General features: G+C 42.3%; 11 protein-coding genes and 1 pseudogene. 7 read left to right on the plus strand and 5 right to left on the minus strand.

Features of this window, described 5'->3' with window-relative positions; genetic code table 11:
- Positions 1 to 2: 2 nt before the first annotated feature.
- Complete coding sequence (gene mrcB, locus CKY02_RS16290; protein WP_112896110.1) at positions 3 to 2,456, plus strand: bifunctional glycosyl transferase/transpeptidase; 2,454 nt, start codon at positions 3 to 5, stop codon at positions 2,454 to 2,456.
- Between the two features lie 388 nt (positions 2,457 to 2,844).
- Here the strand turns inward: mrcB and CKY02_RS24790 are convergent, their stop codons facing one another.
- The gene (locus CKY02_RS24790; RefSeq protein ID WP_162119835.1) at positions 2,845 to 3,015 is read right to left on the minus strand and encodes a hypothetical protein; all 171 of its coding nucleotides are present in this window, start codon (positions 3,013 to 3,015) and stop codon (positions 2,845 to 2,847) included.
- On the opposite strand from CKY02_RS24790, the gene CKY02_RS16295 reads away from it, so the two are divergent.
- From CKY02_RS16295 to CKY02_RS16310, 4 genes are all read left to right on the plus strand, one after another.
- On the plus strand, positions 3,005 to 3,232 hold the full coding sequence (locus tag CKY02_RS16295; protein WP_193493145.1) for a hypothetical protein: 228 nt from the start codon (positions 3,005 to 3,007) through the stop codon (positions 3,230 to 3,232). The two genes, CKY02_RS24790 and CKY02_RS16295, sit on opposite strands and share 11 nt — an antisense overlap.
- Before the next feature lie 937 nt (positions 3,233 to 4,169).
- On the plus strand, positions 4,170 to 7,676 hold the full coding sequence (locus CKY02_RS16300; RefSeq protein WP_112896111.1) for a non-ribosomal peptide synthetase: 3,507 nt from the start codon (positions 4,170 to 4,172) through the stop codon (positions 7,674 to 7,676).
- The gene (locus CKY02_RS16305) at positions 7,673 to 12,394 is read left to right on the plus strand and encodes a non-ribosomal peptide synthetase (RefSeq protein ID WP_112896112.1); all 4,722 of its coding nucleotides are present in this window, start codon (positions 7,673 to 7,675) and stop codon (positions 12,392 to 12,394) included. Before CKY02_RS16300 ends, CKY02_RS16305 begins: the two co-directional genes overlap by 4 nt.
- Positions 12,391 to 17,247 carry a non-ribosomal peptide synthetase gene (locus tag CKY02_RS16310; protein ID WP_112896113.1) on the plus strand — a complete coding sequence of 1,619 codons (4,857 nt, stop codon included), beginning with the start codon at positions 12,391 to 12,393 and terminating at the stop codon, positions 17,245 to 17,247. Before CKY02_RS16305 ends, CKY02_RS16310 begins: the two co-directional genes overlap by 4 nt.
- A gap of 264 nt (positions 17,248 to 17,511) precedes the next feature.
- Here the strand turns inward: CKY02_RS16310 and CKY02_RS16315 are convergent, their stop codons facing one another.
- On the minus strand, positions 17,512 to 17,712 hold the full coding sequence (locus CKY02_RS16315) for a transcriptional regulator (protein ID WP_112896114.1): 201 nt from the start codon (positions 17,710 to 17,712) through the stop codon (positions 17,512 to 17,514).
- Positions 17,702 to 17,884: pseudogene (locus CKY02_RS16320) on the minus strand (type II toxin-antitoxin system RelE/ParE family toxin); the annotation flags it as partial. The gene CKY02_RS16315 and the pseudogene CKY02_RS16320, both read right to left, overlap by 11 nt.
- Before the next feature lie 86 nt (positions 17,885 to 17,970).
- Between CKY02_RS16320 and CKY02_RS16325 the strand changes: the two are divergent.
- Both CKY02_RS16325 and CKY02_RS16330 read left to right on the plus strand, forming a co-directional pair.
- A complete protein-coding gene (locus CKY02_RS16325) occupies positions 17,971 to 18,231 on the plus strand; it encodes an antitoxin (protein WP_112896116.1) in 261 nt (86 codons plus the stop codon).
- Positions 18,228 to 18,626 (plus strand): type II toxin-antitoxin system VapC family toxin, encoded by a 399-nt coding sequence (locus CKY02_RS16330; RefSeq protein WP_112896117.1) that lies wholly within the window; start codon positions 18,228 to 18,230, stop codon positions 18,624 to 18,626. Before CKY02_RS16325 ends, CKY02_RS16330 begins: the two co-directional genes overlap by 4 nt.
- 75 nt (positions 18,627 to 18,701) lie before the next feature.
- On the opposite strand, the gene hemL is transcribed toward CKY02_RS16330, so the two are convergent.
- Complete coding sequence (gene hemL / locus CKY02_RS16335) at positions 18,702 to 19,985, minus strand: glutamate-1-semialdehyde 2,1-aminomutase (protein ID WP_112896118.1); 1,284 nt, start codon at positions 19,983 to 19,985, stop codon at positions 18,702 to 18,704.
- A 50-nt stretch (positions 19,986 to 20,035) separates the two neighbouring features.
- Complete coding sequence (locus CKY02_RS16340; protein ID WP_112896119.1) at positions 20,036 to 20,821, minus strand: DUF1460 domain-containing protein; 786 nt, start codon at positions 20,819 to 20,821, stop codon at positions 20,036 to 20,038.
- Positions 20,822 to 20,880: the final 59 nt, after the last annotated feature.

Consider the following 20,880-nt stretch of genomic DNA (forward strand, 5'->3'; position numbering starts at 1 on the left):
GAATGTCTGGTGAAGATCGTCAACCAATCGGACGTAAAGGCAAAAAATGGGTATCCCGCCGTAAACGGTCAATAAAAAGACGGTATCTGTTGGATGATAATGGCTATGAAGATGAGGACTACGATGATGAAGAGGATCAACCCATGACAAAGAAAGGAATGTATTCCCGTCCACCTAAGAAAAAGTGGCGTTGGTTCTGGTTGTTATTCAAGATATTCATTATTTTTGCCGTATTATTGGCGGCTTATGGTGTCTATCTGGATGCCAAAATCCGCGATCGCATTGATGGGAGAGTTTGGGAATTACCTGCGGCAGTCTATGGCCGCATGGTCAATCTTGAACCGGGTATGAACTACAGTAAGAAAGAGATGGTACATCTGCTGGAAGGGATGCAGTATCGCCAGGTGACGAAAATTACCCGTCCCGGAGAGTTTTCTGTCAGAGGTGAAACCATTGAAATGTTGCGTCGTCCGTTTGATTTCCCAGACAGCAAAGAGGGGCAGATCCACGCTCTGCTAACTTTCAGTGATAACCGTTTGGCGGGGATCGAAAATCTGGAAAATCAACGTCAGTTTGGGTTCTTCCGCCTTGATCCGAAGCTGATTACCATGTTGCAGTCTCCCAATGGGGAGCAGCGGCTATTTGTGCCGCGTTCTGGTTTCCCTGATTTACTGGTTAACACCTTGCTGGCGACCGAAGATCGCCATTTTTATCAACATGATGGTATTCGTATTCTTTCCATTGGGCGTGCAGCACTGGCTAACTTGACTGCCGGGCGTACCGTTCAGGGGGGAAGTACCCTGACGCAGCAATTGGTGAGAAACTTGTTCCTGACCAATGAGCGCACTTTGGTGCGCAAAGCCAATGAAGCTTATATGGCTGTGCTGATGGATTATCGTTACAGCAAAGATCGGATTCTCGAACTGTATCTGAACGAAGTTTATTTAGGCCGAAGTGGTGATGGGGAGATCCGAGGATTCCCGCTGGCGAGCCTCTATTATTTTGGTCGTCCCGTGGATGAATTGAGTTTAGATCAACAGGCGTTGCTGGTCGGTATGGTGAAAGGGGCTTCACTCTATAATCCGTGGCGTAATCCTAAACTCACTCTCCAGCGTCGTAATGTGGTGCTCAAGCTGTTACAAAACCAGCAAATTATTGATGAAGATCTTTATAAATTATTGAGTGCTCGTCCACTGGGGGTAAAACCGAAAGGTGGTGTTATTACCCCGCAACCGGCGTTTATGCAGCTCGTTCGTAAGGAGTTGCAGGACAAACTGGGGGATAGAGTGAATGATCTGTCCGGCGTGAAAATCTTCACTACTTTGGACCCGGTATCTCAAGATGCGGCTGAAAACGCAGTAGAAGAGGGGATTGCCAGCCTGAGAAAAACTCGCAAAATTGCTGACCTTGAAGGAGCAATGGTAATTGTCGATCGCATCAGTGGTGAAATCAGGGCGATGGTTGGTGGTTCTCAACCGCAGTATGCTGGATTTAACCGAGCAATGATGGCGCGTCGTTCAATTGGTTCACTGGCAAAACCTTCGACTTATTTGGCGGCATTGAGTGAGCCTGATCAATTTCGACTGAATACTTGGCTGTCGGATGAACCTCTTGCGGTAAAACAGCCGAACAGCAAGGTTTGGGAACCGAGAAATTATGACCGTCGTTTCCGTGGACGTGTCCTGTTGATAGATGGGCTGGCAAATTCATTGAATATTCCTACGGTGAATCTTGGATTGGCGGTTGGCCTTGATCATGTCAGCAACACATTGATCCGGCTTGGCGTACCGGAGGAAGTGATTCAACAGGTTCCAGCCATGTTACTGGGTTCTCTTAGCTTGACACCTTTAGAAGTGGCGCAGGAATACCAGACGATGACGAGTGGCGGCAATCGTGCGACGCTTTCCGCGTTACGTTCTGTCATCGCGGAGGATGGTACCGTGATATATCAGAGTTACCCACAGGCTGAACGGGCTGTACCAGCTCAGGCGGCTTATCTGACGCTATATGGTATGCAGCAGGTGGTGGCGAATGGAACTTCTCGTTCTCTGAATGCTAAGTTTGGTCGCTATAATCTGGCGGGTAAAACGGGCACTACCAATGATCTGCGTGATAGCTGGTTTGCCGGAATCGATGGTAAAGAAGTGGTGATCGCATGGGTTGGCCGCGATAACAACGGACCGACCAATCTGACAGGCGCTACAGGGGCGTTGAATGTATATCGCCGTTATCTGGAAAATCAGACGCCGCTGATGTTGAATAACATTCCACCGGAAGGCATTGTCGATATGGCGGTTAATCAGGATGGCAGCTTTAGCTGTAGTGGCAGTGGCTGGAGAACATTACCGGTTTGGACTTATGACCCACAGAGTTTGTGCCAGCAAACAGCGGTATCAGCACCTGTTCAACAGCAAGAACAAGCACCGGGCTGGTTGCGAGAGATGTTTGGTCAATAATAACTATTTGATGAGATGAATGACAAAGCGCTGATCTTCTGGTCAGCGTTTTGATTTTCTGAGTTTACCGGCTTCCTAAACATACCGCGCCATTATCTTTTCGACTTTACATTATTATCGCAATAGCGGTGATACCTACATTTGTTGTGTAATTGCATGTAAGTTTTTGCAAAATGTGATGTTTTACACCTGTTGGAGACAATAAAATCAGCAATTTTCATAATATTCCTATATGTTTTTTAAGTGAAATATGATGAATTTATTTAGCTGATTTGCGAGTAGATGTATTAGCATTTGAACAAGTTGTATAGACGTTTTCTGGAATATTTTTTCTAATTTTCTACCTTTATTGGATAGAGGTTAATAAACCGTTATCCGTGTTTATATACTAGAGGTCAGATATGAATAAAGAGGTTATATATCCGTTATCTTTCAAGTTGCCTCTTTGTTGGCTGCACTCACTCACCCCAGTCACATAGTTCTCTATGCTCCCGGGGATTCGCTCCCTTGCCGTCGCGATGCATCTTGAAATCCGTAGGGTATAAATAATGGCAATCAATATTGAAGCGTTAATAAATAGCCTAAAAATCTTATTCACTCGGCAAGATTTTTATTCATTGGAAAAACTAAGCCCGCTGTTCACCAAAAAAATGGCCAATGGGATTATTGAGGAAACCATAGAAAAAGTCTCTGCTTGGAGTAAGATAGCCGCTGATTTTGGTGTACCAAAATCGTTGATTGATCTAGTTGATACAAATTTGAGATTGAATATCTAATATTGAAATTCTTATTTTCAAAAACAAGCTATAAATATAGGCAGCTTAGGAGTTGTTGTTAAAAAAGCCCTGCATTACAGGACGTTTGTGTGAGAGGCTTGATGCAGATGGGGATTATGTGTTTGCCGATGCTGATTTATCAGCTTGAGCCTGTTTCCGGCTCTTCGGCTTCCTGTTCAGCGGCCTGAGCATTACTTTCGTTCAACTCTTTGGCTGACGCCCCAACGTGGATGCCATTTTGCAAGAAATTGGACTATTTAATTATATCGATATAGAAAGTGATGAAGAAGAATTATTTACTAACCTGAGCATAGAACCTATATAGATTACTCCAACTCCTTTCTAGTCATTTGGGGTGATTTTTATCAATAAGCCCTAAAATATCCTATGTGAATTTTCATATAATCCAGAACTCTATTCCAAATAAGCTATTGATAGCGTCATCAGATATTATGAGCGATTAATGATGCCATTGTATCTGGTTAGGAAAAAGAGAATATCGGTTATTTTTATGATTAAGATTTTTTAGATATATACCTGTCATCCTTCAAGTTGCCTCTTTGTTGGCTGCACTCACTCACCCCGGTCACATAGTTATCTATGCTCCCGGGGATTCGCTCCCTTGCCGCCGCGATGCATCTTGAAATCCATAAGGTATAGATTTAGACGAATAACAGGTAAATAGTTAATGAATAAGCTTTATGGATGAAGCTCATTATCTGCTTAAATGGCTGTTAATTTTATATGATTTTATATTGCTCATCAATTAAAAAATTTTCATATTTTATCGCTGTTTTGATAACAAAATCAAACAACGTTATTAATGATTTTCGATGCCCATATGCTAACATGATTAAAAATTTGTTACTTTATAATTATGGACATAATAAATAATCACGTGTGTAAATAATTTGATATTATATTTTCAAGGAGATATATGAAAAATGCAGCGCAAATTGTAAATGAGGCTTTAAATCAAGGAATTACTCTGTTTGTTGCTGATAACCGATTACAATACGAAACTAGCCGTGATAGTATTCCTGCGGAATTGTTTAGTGAATGGAAAAATTATAAACAAGAGTTGATCGACTTCTTAAGCCAGATCGATGCAGAAGAAGAAATTCAAACATATCAATTACAGAATATCCAACGTGATGGCCATGCAGAACATTATCCACTCTCATTTGCTCAACAACGCCTGTGGTTTATCGACCAACTTACCGAAGGTAGCCCCCAATATAATTGTCCCGGATATTTGAGATTACGGGAACAACTGAATTTCAATGCTTTTAAGGCTGCTGTAGAAACGTTGCTTGAGCGCCATGAAGCGTTACGTACCCATATTAAAATTATTGATAATGAGCCACGGCAAGTCATAACACATTCCTATGATTTACCCATTACACTACATGATCTGACTGCATTCTCTGAAACTGAGCAAGAATCTCAAGTCAAAAGATTCAGTAAAGAAGAAGATAACTTGGTTTTTAACCTCAGTACTGATTTGATGTTGCGTATTCGCCTGATAAAGCTGGCTGAAAATGATTATGTGATTATCTATACCATTCACCATATTGCCTGTGATAGTTGGTCAATAGAAATCTTTATCAATGAACTTATCACCTTATATCGCGCGTATAATAAAGGAGAAATAGCCCCATTACCGCCACTTAAAATCCAATATACCGATTATGCTCAATGGCAACGAAATTGGCTGCAAGGTGATATTCTCAAAAAACAATTGGATTATTGGCAAACCCAGTTATCAGGTATTTCTCCACTTCACCGTCTTCCACTGGATAACCCACGACCAGAGAAACAGAGTTTTGAGGGGCATCTTAATGATCAACGTATTTCAAGGGATTTAACACAAGAAATAAGAGCATTATGTCACCAACATGAAGTCACATTATTCATGTTTCTGGAGACAGCCTTTGCCGTATTGTTGAGTCGTTACAGTAATGAAAAAGACATTCTGGTCGGAACACCACTTGCAGGGAGAAGACACCATGATATTGAGCCGCTGATTGGCTTTTTTGTTAACTCTCTGGTGATCAGAACGGATTTATCTGGCCAGCCTACTTTCAGTGAGTTATTAAAGCAGAATAGTCGCACTATCCTGGATGCGTATGCACATCAAGATCTGCCATTTCAAATGCTGGTGGAAAAAATGAGTCCGGGACGAAACTTAAATTATAACCCTATATTCCAAATCGCTTTTACTCTGGAGAATACTCAACGTGATACGATACTGGCGCGGGATAATAATATTGAGTTTGAAGAACGTCTTCTTTTAAAAGTCCGATTTGATTTGGAAATTCATATTTATGAAGAAGAGGAGGGAGGATTATCCCTTTTATGGGTTTATGACAGCAGCTTATTCAAAAATATGACTATTGGAAGATTACTCGCTAATTATGAAACCTTGCTTGCTAATATTGTTAGTGTCATGAAGCCATGTATTGGCTCCGATCTGATACACAGGGAACCTTCTGTCCATGAGATTCCACTATTAGCAGAAGCTGAAATACACACTTTATTACATGAATGGAATGGCCTACAGGATCGTAGCCAGCATGGAGGCTGTTTTCATGAACTGTTTGAGGAGCAAGTTGCCCGATATCCTGAAAGAACAGCAGTTATTTTTGACGGCAATTCATTAAGCTATCAGGAACTAAATAAACAAGCTAACCAACTCGCTCATTACTTGACAGAGCAAAAGATCAAACCAGAAGCATTGGTCGCGCTCTGTATTCCTCGTTCAATACGCGCTGTAGTAGCGCTACTGGGGATTATTAAAGCAGGGGGAGCTTATTTGCCGTTAGATCCCAGTTATCCGAAACCTCGTCTTCAATATATGTTGGAACACAGCGAAGCTGAATTCATTCTGACCGAAACAGATTTGATAGAAAAACTCCCAATCAGCCAGCAGAAAGTCGTCTGTTTGGATACGGAGATAATGCAATCACAATTGCAGCACATGCCTACGGATAATATCGCTGAACGCCCATTCCCACTCACGGAAAATAACCTGGCTTACGTCATTTATACCTCTGGTTCTACGGGTAAGCCGAAAGGGGTTATGTTGGAACATAAGGGGTGGGTAAATTTGGCCCTTTCACAGGCGGGTTTATTTGGTGTTGATTCATATAGCCGGGGATTGCAGTTCGCTTCCTGGAGTTTTGATGCCATGATCTTAGAAATATCTATGACACTGGCGTATGGAGCAGCACTTTATTTAATTTCAGAAACCCAACAGCATACCCCTGAATATTTGGATGAGTTAGTTGATAAACATCAGATTACCCATGCTGTATTACCACCTGCTTTGCTGCCTTACCTGGACTTTAATAAATGGCGTTCCGTTTCAACCTTACTTTTAGCAGGGGAAGCTGTACCACCACAGAGCGCTGTTCGTTGGTCACAGGGCAGAAAACTGTTCAACGTATATGGCCCGACAGAGTGTACTGCCATTGTGACTTCGGGCTTATTAACTGATGACAAAATTACAATTGGGAAACCATTGCCCAATACCGTTATCCGTATTCTTGATCCATCAGGCAATCTAGTACCTATTGGTGTTGCCGGGGAATTATGTATTGGTGGCATCCAACTGGCGCGCGGGTACTTGAATGCCCCTGAAACAAACGCAACGAAATTTATTACTGATTTAACGGACAAAGCCCAATCCCTACGTTTATACCGAACGGGAGATTTAGCCCGTTGGTTGCCTGATGGTAGTGTGGAATTTATTGGCCGGATTGACTCTCAAGTCAAGATTAGAGGATTTAGGATTGAGTTGGGAGAAATCGAAATTGCACTGGTCGGACATGACGCCTTAAGCAATGCTGCGGTTATTACTTATGGGAACGATAAGAGATTGATTGCCTATGTTTGTCCAACCAAAGATTGGCTGGATAAAAAAGGGCTGAAATTTAATGCCGACAACGCATCTCAGTCTTCCGATATTAAAACTGAACTTTCGGAGCTACTTGAATCAGCACTGAAAAAACAATTACCAGAATACATGGTTCCAAGCCTTTATATTCCGCTGGAGCGAATGCCACTCACGTTAAATAACAAAGTGGACAAAAAAGCGTTGCCTATTCCAAATGAAAATGATTTCCGCCAACAAAGTTATATTGCGCCAAGAAATGAAGTGGAGAGAAAAATTAGCCAGTTATGGCAAGAAGTGTTGGGCGTTAGCCAAGTCGGCATTTATGACAACTTTTTTGTGCTGGGTGGTCACTCTCTTCAGGCAACCCGCCTTATCAGCTTAATACGCAATGATCTAAACATTGAAATACCGTTGAGCAGTGTCTTTGAGCATCCAACACTTGAGCGATTAGCACGAATCGCCACGATTCATCAGGTTAAAGAAAAAAGAAAGCATTTCCAGGCTGGGCAAGAGACAATACAAGAACTATTGGAAGGTGATATATGAAAAATGCAGCACAAATTATCAATGAAGCTTTAAATCAAGGGATTACTCTGTTTATTATTGATAACAAACTGAAATATAAAACCAGCCGAGATAGCATTCCTCCGGAACTGCTCAGTGAATGGAAACAACATAAACAAGAATTGATTGATTTCCTGAAGCAAATCGATTCAGAAGAGGATTCGGACACTCACCGACTGCAAGGTATTCCGCGTTATGAGCGTGCGGAACATTACCCACTTTCATTTGCTCAACAGCGTTTGTGGTTAATCGATCAACTTACCGAAGGCAGTCCGCAGTATAACTGCACAGGTGATTTCAGGTTGAGAGAGTCGCTTAATCTCAACGCTTTTGAGGCGGCTATAGCAACATTGCTTGAACGCCATGAATCGCTGCGTACTTATTTCAAAATTATTGATAATGAGCCCCGGCAGGTTATCGCGACTTATTATGATTTGCCGATTACCATACATGATCTGTCCACACTTTCAGAATTTGAGCAGGAACAACAGTTTAAACAACTCGGTGAGCAGGAGTGGAAACAAGCTGTTAATCTCAGCACCGACCTGATGCTGCGTATTCGGTTGCTGAAATTAACAGATGATGATTATTTCATTCTCTATACGATTCATCATATCGCCTGTGATGGCTGGTCGCTGGCAATCTTTATCAGTGAGCTGCTGACATTATATCGTGCTTATTGCCGAGGCGAGGGTAATCCTCTGCCGCCATTACAAGTTCAATATACTGATTATGCCCAATGGCAACGGGACTGGCTGCAAGGTGATATTCTGCAAAAACAACTGGATTACTGGCAAAACCAATTATCAGGTATTTCTCCACTTCACCGTTTTCCACTGGATAATCCACGGCCAGAAAAACAAAATTTTGAAGGAAATGTTCATCCACAACGTATTTCAAAAGCGTTGACCCAAGAAATACGAGCACTGTGCGCCAAACATGAAGTGACGTTATTTATGTTTTTGGAAACGGCTTTTGCTGTGTTGTTGAGTCGTTACAGTAGTGAAAAGGATATTTTGGTTGGAATGCCACTTGCAGGGCGAAGACACCGTGACACTGAGTCTTTGATTGGATTTTTCGTCAATTCACTGGTGATCAGAACGGATTTATCCGGTCAGCCTACATTCAGTGAACTATTAAAACAAAATAGTCGTACGATCCTAGATGCTTATGCACATCAAGACCTGCCTTTTGAGATGCTGGTGGAGAAAATCAGTCCAGAACGGAATTTAAATTATAATCCTATTTTCCAGATCATGTTTGCAGTACAGAATAATCAACGGGATACAACGCTGGAGCAGGATAGTATTGTTACATCCAAAGAACGTTCCCTGCTGACCACCCGATTTGATTTGGAAGTTCATATCTATGAAGAAGACGAAGGTGAGTTATCCATTGGATGGATCTCTGACACCAGCCTGTTCAGAAATGCGACCATTAACAGATTAATCGCCAATTACGAAATTTTGCTGACCAATATTGTTGATGTGATGAAGCATCATGCGGGTATCAGCGAGCCGTCCGTTCATGACCTTCCATTATTGGCGGATGCTGAACGGAATACCTTACTGCATGAATGGAGCGGGCCACAAATTCCTTATCCGACCGGGAAATGTTTCCATGAACTCTTCGAAGAGCGGGTATCACAACACCCTGAAAAAAATGCACTGATTTTGGGCGATGACACCCTGAGTTATCAGTCATTAAATGAGCAAGCTAACCAATTGGCTCACTATCTGCTCGAACAGGGGATCATACCGGACACGTTGGTTGCATTTTGCATACCAAGGTCATTGCAAGCTGTTGTGGCATTATTGGGTATTCTTAAAGCGGGTGGCGCTTATGTACCGTTAGACCCCAGTTATCCGAAAGCCCGCCTCCAATATATGTTGGATCACAGTGAAGTCGAATTCATCCTGACTGAAACTCACCTGGTTGAAAAACTGCCAGTTAACCAACAGAAAGTGATTTGTCTGGATACAGAGATAGTACAGTCTCAGCTACAACATATGCCTACGGATAATATTACTGAGCGCCCACTTCCGCTCACGGAAAATCATCTGGCTTATGTGATTTATACTTCTGGCTCTACCGGTAAACCGAAAGGGGTGATGCTGGAACATAGAGGGTGGGTTAATCTGGCATTCTCGCAAGCAGATTTATTTGGTATTGACTCACATTGCTGGGGGTTGCAGTTTGCCTCTTGGAGTTTTGACGCCATGATCTTAGAGATGTCGATGACATTGGCCTATGGCGCAACACTGTATTTGATTTCCGAAACCCAACGACGCTCCCCTGAGTTGTTGGATGAGGTCGTTGAAAAACATCAGATAACCCATGCTGTACTACCTCCGGCGCTGCTTCCTCATCTGAATTTTAACAAATGGCGTTCTGTCTCAACTTTGCTTTTGGCGGGTGAAGCAGTACCACCACAGATTGCTGTTCGTTGGTCACAGAATAGAAAACTGTTTAACGTATATGGCCCGACAGAATGTACATCCATTGTCACCACAGCTTTACTCACTGACGAGAAGATTACGATTGGAAAACCTTTGCCTAACGTTGTGATGCGTATTCTTGATCCGGAAGGTAATTTGGCTCCGATAGGCGTTATCGGGGAACTGTATATTGGCGGTGTTCAATTAGCACGCGGTTACCGAAACTCACCGGAAATCACAGCAAGGCAGTTTATCCGTGATCCATTCAGCTCACACTCAACGGATGGTTGGGAAAACAGGCTTTATCGAACCGGCGATTTAGTACGCTGGACACCGGATGGTCAGTTGGAATTTATCGGCCGTGTTGACTCTCAGGTTAAGATCCGTAGTCACCGCATAGAGTTGGGTGAAATCGAGACAGTTTTGTCCGGGCATGATGCTTTAAGTAGTGCTGTTGTGATCGCTTATGGTCAAGATGAAGATAAAAAACTCATTGCGTATGTCTGCCCAAGTACAGGGTGGTTAGGTGAAAAAGCGGTTGAATTTAACGCAAGTAGCGTTGAGAACTGGACAGAAATTTTTGATGATCAGTACCGTCAAACCACAACGAAGCCTACAACGAATAGTACTCAAAAAGAGAGCACTCAGAAAGGTGATGTAGTTGCATTAGACAGTGATTTCGGCGGCTGGATGAACAGCTATACTGAACAGCCGATTGCCCTTGAGCAAATGGAGGAATGGTTAGCAGGAATCATGCACAGGATTAAAGCCCTGAATCCTCATCGCTTACTGGAAATTGGTTGTGGTACCGGATTATTGTTGTATCGCTATGCTGAACAGTGCGAATCAGTGGTGGCGACCGATATTTCGGCTGAGGTTTTAAATCGGCATCAACATATTCTGCAACAACGTGGCTGGTCACATGTGCAGCTCAGAAGAGGCGATGCGCTCAACTTAGGAACATTGAGCGCTGATGAATTTGATACTGTCGTGATTAACTCTGTTATCCAATATTTCCCCAATGTTCAATATCTGGAAAAAGTACTTGAACAGTTAATACCGGCGGTGGAAGCGGGTGGGAAAATTTTGCTGGGAGATATCCGCAATTTGGATCTATTAACCGCCCATGCTACAGCAATAGAGCAAAGTCATCTTAACGGGCAGCGTATTCAGGTAGGGACGCTGGCGAACCGTATTCAGCGGCGTTTACAACAAGAACCCGAGTTTTTACTCAGTCCAACTTATTTTGCCCAATTACCGGAGCGTTACCCCGAAATTGGTCGGGTTGATATTCTGGTTAAACGTGGCATCGGCGACAATGAAATGTTGCGTTATCGTTACGATGTCATATTGCACAAAAGAGGTGAAAATACCAAATCTTGTAATGAATTGCTTTCAAATTGGCATAATTTCGATTCTTTTGAAAGCCTGCGTAATTTGTTACAGATGGGCACGGAGGATATATTGGGTATTTCAGGTATCCCCAATGCCAGAATTAAAGATGACCTCACTTTGGCAGAAGGGCTGCGTCACTGGTCAGCCAATCAGATGATAACGCCACCAGCAAATGTCGGCAGTTTCTCCCCACAGGCATTACAACAGGTTCAGGAATTCGAATCCTTACTGCAATATGCTGAACAATGTGGTTATCAATGCGGCATTACATGGTCACAACAGCAACTTGATTTGCTGGATGTAGTTTTTAGTCGTGGTGAGTTACCACCTGTACAAGCACGTACTGACTATAATCAAACCCATTTAGCTAATTATCCGCAAATTTCGGCCATTAGTGGGGAACTTTCAGAATTACTCGAATCCGTACTGAAACAACAATTGCCAGAATATATGGTTCCAGGTCTTTATATTCCTTTGGAACGAATGCCACTCACATTAAATAACAAAGTGGACAAAAAAGCGTTACCGATCCCAAATGAAGACGATTTACGCCGACAAAACTATGTGGTGCCAAGAAATGAAATAGAAATTAAGATCGGTCAGTTATGGAAACGATTATTGAATGTCAGTCAAGTAGGTATCTATGACAATTTCTTCACATTGGGTGGACATTCACTTCAGGCAACGCGCCTTATTAGTTCAATACGTAACGAATTAGAAATAGAAGTTCCGTTGAGAAGTGTTTTTGAACACCCGACACTTGAGCAGCTATCACAGATTGTCACTATTCATCTTATCAAAGAAAAAAGAAAACATTTCCAGGCCGGGAAAGAAACAGCGCAAGAACTATTGAAAGGTGATATATGAAAAATGCCGCGCGAATTATCAATGAGTCTTTAGATCAGGGAATTACTCTGTTCGTGACTGATAACCGTTTACAATACGAGACTAGCCGCGGCAGTATTCCACCAGCTTTGTTCAGTGAATGGAAACGGCATAAACAAGAGTTGATTGATTTTCTGAACCAGCTCGATTCAGAAGAGCAAACTCATCACTTTTTGCAAGATATTCAGCGTGATGGCAAAGCGGAACATTATCCGCTTTCATTTGCCCAACAACGACTATGGTTTATTGATCAACTGGATGGAGGCAGTCGCCAATATAACTGTATGGGGGATTTCAGACTGCGGGAATCCATTAACATAGCAGCGTTTGAGGCGGCCGTTAAATTATTACTTGAACGCCATGAAATCTTGCGGACCCATTTCAAAATCATCAATAACGAACCGAGGCAATTTATTGCCACGGATTTCGATTTACCAATTACACATCATGATTTATCTGCGTTGTCTGAAATTAAGAAAAACGAACAGGTAAAACAAATTAGCAAGAAAGAAGAAAATCTAATTTTCAACCTTAATACCGATCTGATGCTACGCATTAGGTTAATAAAATTGGCAGAAAATGATTACCTCATCATTTATACGATACATCATATCGCCTTCGATGGCTGGTCGATGGCAATATTTCTCCATGAATTTTTCACGTTATACAAAGCTTATTGTCAGGGTGAGACAAATCCGCTACCGCCGCTGAGAATTCAATATGCCGATTATGCCCAGTGGCAACAGGGCTGGCTGCAAGGTGATGTGCTGAAAAAACAGCTGACATATTGGCAGAAGCAGTTAGCCGGAATTTCACCCGTCCACCGTGTGCCGCTGGATAATCCACGGCCAGAGAAACAAAATATCGAAGGGCGGATTCATCTACAGCGCATTTCAGCACATCTTACTCAGGCAATCAGAGCATTATGCACCAAACATAACGTTACACTATTTATGTTCCTGGAAACGGCTTTTGCCGTATTGTTGAGCCGCTATAGTAATGAAAAAGATATTCTGGTTGGAACCGTCATTGCCGGCAGACAACATCCTGATATTGAACCGCTGATCGGTTTTTTTGTTAATTCATTGGTTATCAGAACAGATTTATCTGGTCAGCCGACGTTCAGTGAATTATTAAAACAAAACAGCCGTACCATTCTGGATGCTTATGAACATCAAGCTTTGCCGTTTGAGATGTTAGTGGAAAAGCTCAGCCCAGAACGAAGCTTAAATTATAATCCGATATTTCAGATCATGTTTGCAGTACAGAATAACCGACGTGACGCAATACTGGGACAGGATGATGTTATTGAACTCGGGGATAATTTACTTAGAACAACTCGGTTTGATTTGGAAATCCATGTTTTTGAAGAAGAACAGACAGGAGAATTATCTATAGTATGGATTTCAAATACCAGTCTGTTCTATAGCAGTACCATTGAAAGATTTATCGCCAATTACGCAACCTTGCTTTCTGGCATTGTTGAGGTGATGACAGATGATTCAGTCAATAAAGAGCCCTCCGTTCATGAACTTCCATTATTGGCAGAGGCTGAAAAGCATACTTTACTGTATGAATTAAATGGGCCACAGAACCATTACCCACAAGGGCGCTGCTTTCATGAGTTGTTTGAAGAACAAGTAGCACTGAATCCTGAAAAAACCGCGCTGGTTTTTGGTGAAGAGGCTTTAAGTTATCAAGCTGTTAATGCTCAGGCCAATCAGTTGGCGTATTACCTGATTGAGCAGGGTATCCAGCCAGATATTCTGGTGGCAATTTGCCTTCCCCGGTCATTGCAAACGGTGATTGCACTGCTGAGCATCCTCAAAGCGGGTGGAGCTTATGTGCCTTTGGATGCCAGTTATCCGCAAGCCCGCCTGCAATACATGTTGGCGCACAGCGGTGCTGAATTTATCCTGACCGAAACACCGCTGGTTGATAAATTGCCTATCAGTCAGCAACACGTTATCTGTCTGGATGCCGGAACGGTACAGTCACATGTGCAAAACCTGCCCACTGGCAATATCGTTCATCGTTCAGTGCCCCTGACAGAAAATCATCTGGCCTATGTCATTTATACCTCTGGTTCTACTGGCCGACCAAAAGGAGCGATGCTGGAGCACAAGGGTTGGGTGAATCTGGTACAAGCACAAGCCACGTTATTTGGTGCGGATGCTGATATTCGCGGGTTGCAGTTTGCTTCCTGGAGCTTCGACGCCGCAGTGTTGGAAATGGCAATGACCTTGGCCTATGGTGCCACATTGTATTTGATTTCAGAAACACACCGCCGTTCGCCTGAATGGTTGGATGAGATGGTTGAAAAACACCAAATTACCCATGCCGTACTCCCGCCGGCGCTGTTGCCTTATTTGGATTTCAACAAATGGCGTACAGTTTCAACCTTGTTGTTGGCAGGGGAAGCGGTGGCACCGCATATCGCTGCGCAGTGGTCACAGGGCAGAAAGCTGTTTAACGTTTATGGCCCAACAGAGTGTACTTCGATTGTGACCTCCGCCTTATTAACAGCAGATAAGCGAGTGACGATTGGAAAACCGCTGCCGAATACTGTGATGCGTATCCTGAATTCCGACGGTAATCTGGTGCCTCTTGGGGCTGTCGGGGAACTGCATATCGGTGGCATTCAACTGGCACGCGGTTACCGGAATGCACCGGATATCACGGAAAAACAATTTATCCGAGACCCCTTCAGTACCAACCCGGCAGACCGACTTTACTGTACTGGTGATTTAGTACGCTGGACGCCAGAAGGTGAGTTGGAATTCATTGGCCGCCTGGATTCGCAGGTTAAAATTCGCAGCCATCGTATTGAATTGGGGGAAATCGAATCGGTGCTGGCGGGGCAGGAGATTTTAAGTAATGCTGTGGTGATCGCTGATGGTGATGACAGTGAGGATAGGAAACTCATTGCTTATGTTTGCCCGAGTACGCATTGGCTGGCGGAGAAAGCAACCGCTTTTAATGCAGATTACAGCCAAACGCATTTAGCTGATTACCTGCGACTTCCTGCTATTAGTGGAGAACTTGCGGAGCTACTGGAATCCGCCTTGAAAAAACAACTGCCTGACTATATGGTGCCCAGTCTCTATATCCCATTGGAACGTATTCCACTGAATTTTAACAATAAAGTGGATAAAAAAGCGTTACCTATTCCAGATGAAAATGACTTACGTCGTCAGGCTTATATCGCACCGAGAGATGAAATTGAGGAAAAACTCTGTCAGTTATGGCAAGAACATCTAAAAATCAATCAAATTGGTATTTATGATAATTTCTTCTCACTCGGTGGTCACTCACTTTTGGCCGTTAAAATAACCGCTTCCATAAGAAATACTTTGGCCAATAATTTCAGTATGCATGAGTTATTTGCAAATCCAACCATTGCTCAGATTGCCAGTGTAATTCGTCATAGTCATAAGCATGAAATATCCGCACCGAAGACAACACACAATATATCTGATCACAATACATTTGATGGAAAAATGCCTATTTCTTATTGTCAGAAAATGTATTGGTATTTTATTCAAGAAGCGCTGTTGGAGGACAGTTTCCACGTACCCATTACTTTGCTGATGGAAGGAGAGTTGAATCACAGTGCGTTGGAAAAAAGTTTAAATACCATCTTAGCGCGACATGAAAGTTTGCGTTTTAAGTTTTATAAAGAAAATGGGCAAATTTTCATGCAGCCTGATAATAGTATGAAAATTAATCTTCAAGTTATTGAAGCGTTACCAAGAGGAATCGAGAGAGAACAAATCATTATTGAAATTAATAAGCTCTGGGAAGAGAAATTAAGAACACCTTTTGATGTTTATAATGGCCCGCTAATTAAGACATTCCTGTTGCCTGTTTCGGAAACAATCACGGTATTATTTATTGATGTGCACCATATTATTTCCGATGGGTGGTCTGTCAATATCATTATGAATGAGTTTAAACAGTTATATACGGCTTATTCACAAGAGCAAGAAAACACGTTGCCACCCGTTGCCATGCAATATTCTGGTTATGTTTATGACTTACAAGAAATCCATGCGACTGAGGCAGCTAAAAAACAAATTAAATTCTGGCAACAACAATTTGCTGATGTTAATCCAGAACGCGACTTTCCTGTTTCTTTCAGAAAACATCTGGCTTCAAAATATCGGTCTCACGCCCGTCATATCAAAATACCAGATTCGCTGGATAAAGCTGTTTTGCAATATTGTGAAACCCAGAAGATCACACCTTATATGTTATTTATGGCTTTGTTCCACACTTGTCTTTTTATGCACTCTGGTGAATCACAACATATTGTTACCTCACCAAAAGCTGACCGAACTCGCATAGAAAGCCATCAAACAATAGGATTATTCTTGGGTGACTTGATAGTAAAATCAAATATCAGTAAGGAAATGGGCCTACAAGGAATCATTAAGCAGGTTAGTCAGTCTATTCATCGCGCCATAGAGAATTCTAATATCCACATGTCTGTCGTGATTGACGCGGTGGGAGAAAAGGCGAGGGATAATATATTTAACGTTCTGTTTAACTATTTGGATGCACAAAGTTTCTATGATTTTATCGACATGTCTAAAGATGAAAAATTATCACTGCCAAATCTTGATGTGGAAGTGATAGAGACCGAAATAATTCCTTTTGAATCACTTGGGATGAATTTCTTATATATGCCACAAAATATCAGTTGTGAACTCAATTACAATCCTGAACTGTATACAGAATCAGTCATTGATAGGATGGCTACATATTATGAACGGTTGTTAAATGTCATCGTATCCGGCCAAGAAAAAGAGAGTATTAGTCAGTTTTATGACTAAATTTTTCTGAGACATGAAGAGATTGGCTTCAGGGATGAGGCTAATACATATAAGATTATCATCACACGCATTCAAGTGGCGGAATATATAGGAGTTAAGTTGCTGATAGTTTCTCACATAGAAAGCAATATTAATAAAGCTGGCATAGGTACTTTTATCTGTTGTGCCTGAGCAATCCCCAGATAACGTTTATAACTTTGGTCAGATTACCCGATATCTTTACCATGAAGTTTGATTAAGATATCAGGTATTGGGATTAACGTATTATGCGATAGTAATTTTGAGATTTACTCCACAGGCTGTTGCATAGCGTTCAAGTGTTGCAATACCTGCTTTCTGTTTCATGTTTTGAATGAGTTTGTAGAATTCTTCTTCCTGTTTAGCTGCTTCATAAGCGGCCTGAGCTTTGGGGGATGAGAGGGCTTGCGCCTTCACTTCTGAAAATGGAATACCCTTAACTTTCATCTGTCATTTCCTCTAATCTTTGTAATGCCAGTTTGATTTCTGTCGGTGGAGTCTTCGGGGTTTTCTTTATCAATGTGCGAAGTATATAAATTCTTTTTCCCTTAGCATAAGCAAAAATTGTTCTGGTGATGTCTTTGTTGCCTACTATCAGTTGAAATAGCCCGTCTCTTAGCGGCTCTATATATTTGATCTATATCTTGATATGTATCCATACTTGTAATATGCTTTGATATATACCAATCAATATTAGGAGGTTGTATGGGGCATATAGCTAAATTGTTTATGAATGGGAGGAGTCAAGCGGTACGTCTGCCAGCGGCTTATCGATTTGATTCTGATGAAGTTTTTATCCGAAAGGATCCTGAGACAGGAGATGTAATACTGTCCCGTAAGCCACACAACTGGGATGGATTTTTTGCGGCATTGAAGGGAACAGCTATCCCCGATGATTTTCTGAGTGAAGGAGAACGGTACCAGCAAGAGCAATCTCGTGATCCGTTCGAGGGATGGGAAGAATGAAGCATTATATGCTTGATACAAATGTAGTAGGGCATTTTATCAGAGGGCGCTATTCAGTCGTGCAGCATGTTCTGTCTGTGCCAATGTCGTCACTTTGTATTTCAGCTATTACAGAAGGTGAATTATTGTTTGGGTTGGCGCGTCGCCCAGAAGCAAAGCGACTCCGTATAGCAGTAAAAGAGTTTCTCATGCGTATTGATGTTTTACCTTGGGATAATTCTGTTGCTGAACACTATGGTATGATCAAGGCTGAGATGCAAAAACAGGGTAAGATATTAGCACCACTTGATTTACTTATTGCAGCACACTCGCTAAATATGAAGATGATATTGGTTACAAATGATCGTGCTTTTCAATATGTACCGGGATTGCATATCGAAGATTGGACTGTTTAAATTGAGTAAACCGAGTAGTTACCTGATGTTATGAGCGCCGTAAAAATACGGCGCTATTATTTGAAAAAAAAGAAATTATTTTAGCTTGGCAAAGCAGCGAGCGGCAGCATCAACAGTACGCTGAATATCTTCATCAGTATGAGCAATAGACATAAAACCCGCTTCAAATGCGGAAGGCGCTAAATAAACCCCTTCATCAAGCATCAGGTGGAAGAAATGTTTAAAACGCTCAATATCGCAATTCATCACATCCTGATAGCAAGTGACGGTTTCTGCATCAGTAAAGAAAATGCCAAACATCCCGCCGACATGGTTAACCACCAGAGGAATACCAGCCGCTTTTGCTGCTTTCGTCAAGCCGGCAGCCAGATTATCTGTTAGCTCGGTTAAACGTTGATGAACGCCAGGTTGAGAAACTTCTTTCAGGCAAGCAAGGCCGGCAGCCATTGCAATCGGGTTACCGGATAGGGTTCCTGCCTGATAAACAGGGCCAATTGGGGCTAATTTCTCCATCACTTCATAGCGTCCACCGAAAGCGCCAACGGGCATACCGCCACCAATGATTTTGCCAAGGCAAGTTATATCGGGTTCGACACCGTAATGAGATTGTGCGCCGGAGAGGGCGACCCGGAAACCTGTCATCACTTCATCGATAATCAACAGAGCACCGAACTCATCACACAGTGCGCGCAGACCGGGTAGGAATTCTGGTTGTGGCGGTACGCAGTTCATATTGCCCGCAACCGGTTCGACGATAATACAGGCGATCTCTTCGGGATATTGTTCAAACGCTTCTCGAACTGAACTCAAATCGTTATAGGTACAGGTCAGCGTATGTTTGACGAAATCAACCGGAACGCCTGGCGAGTTTGGTTGGCCGATGGTCAATGCGCCAGAACCGGCTTTCACCAGCAAGCAATCAGCATGGCCGTGATAGCAACCTTCGAATTTGATGATCTTATCGCGATGGGTATAGCCACGGGCCAGACGGATAGCACTCATGGTCGCCTCTGTGCCTGAGTTAACCATGCGCACCATATCCATTGATGGCATCAGTTCAGTCACCAACTGTGCCATTTCTACTTCGGCGGCAGTTGGTGCACCAAAACTCAATCCTTGTTCTGCGGCTTTGATAACGGCATTACGGATAGTGCTGTGGTTATGTCCCAGTACCATTGGCCCCCAGGAACCGACATAATCGATATAGGCTTTACCATCAACATCATAGAGATAAGCGCCATCAGCATGTTTGATAAACAACGGAGTACCGCCAACACCATTAAATGCACGTACCGGAGAGTTGACGCCGCCGGGAATAAGTTGCTTTGCCTGAGAATAGAGGATGTCGGATTGGCTCATGAAAGGCTCCTGAATCTATTTTTAAGTGGGGTTGTCGTTTGCCCCTCGGATTATAATGCTCTTAGAACGATAATTCCGGGTTTATTCTTTACGTAATCAAGAAATGGTGAGTCGACAACTTTTTTATTCGCAGCAAGTGAGGATGCATTCCTCAGCATTGGGCCATGATCTGTCATAATAAAAATCCCTGTATGTGTGACATCCAATCCGGCAAGATGGGTATATATTCCTATATAATCGCCCGTTTTTAGATTCTTAATAACGGCATCGTTGACTTTATCGCCTGGAATATATTTGATATCTCTTTTGGTAACACCCAGTCCGGGGATATATTCGCTACCATCAGCCTTTTTATTCAGGCTTTTTGTGATTTTTATGTAAGAAGAACTTATTTCATCCGTTACATCTTTGGCATTTAATTTTTTTCTGATTGACCAATCTGTAAAGAAGTGTTTTCTTTGTAAAAAGCTAATCTTTCCGTCGATATATCTTGTCTGGATGAGATTTTTTACAAAATCATTTTGGTCGTTGGATTTTCTTAGCGATTCTACATAATCAAGGAAAGTAAAACAGTCTAGCCCGTTGAAGTCTATAACTAATTTTTCAGGTTCAGTAGGGGAGCCAATAAGTTTGTTGGCGGCATAAGGTGTGCCCAGTAATTGATAAGAGACGTTTTTTATTATTTCTCCGGGATTATCTTTGTTTCCCGGTTTTACTTGGTTTTCTATAATTTCATTAATTTTTTTCGAGGTATAGCTGTCAATATCGGTTTGTTTGCTATGAGCGGCACAACCTGTCAAGGTGATAGCAAGCATCAGTGGCAACATTTTTCGCATAGGAACTCCATATGGTTACTTTGAAAAATATTCAATAAAGTAACTAATCATGATGATAA

Source organism: Photorhabdus bodei (assembly GCF_003287735.1).
Taxonomy (GTDB): Bacteria; Pseudomonadota; Gammaproteobacteria; order Enterobacterales; family Enterobacteriaceae; genus Photorhabdus; species Photorhabdus kayaii.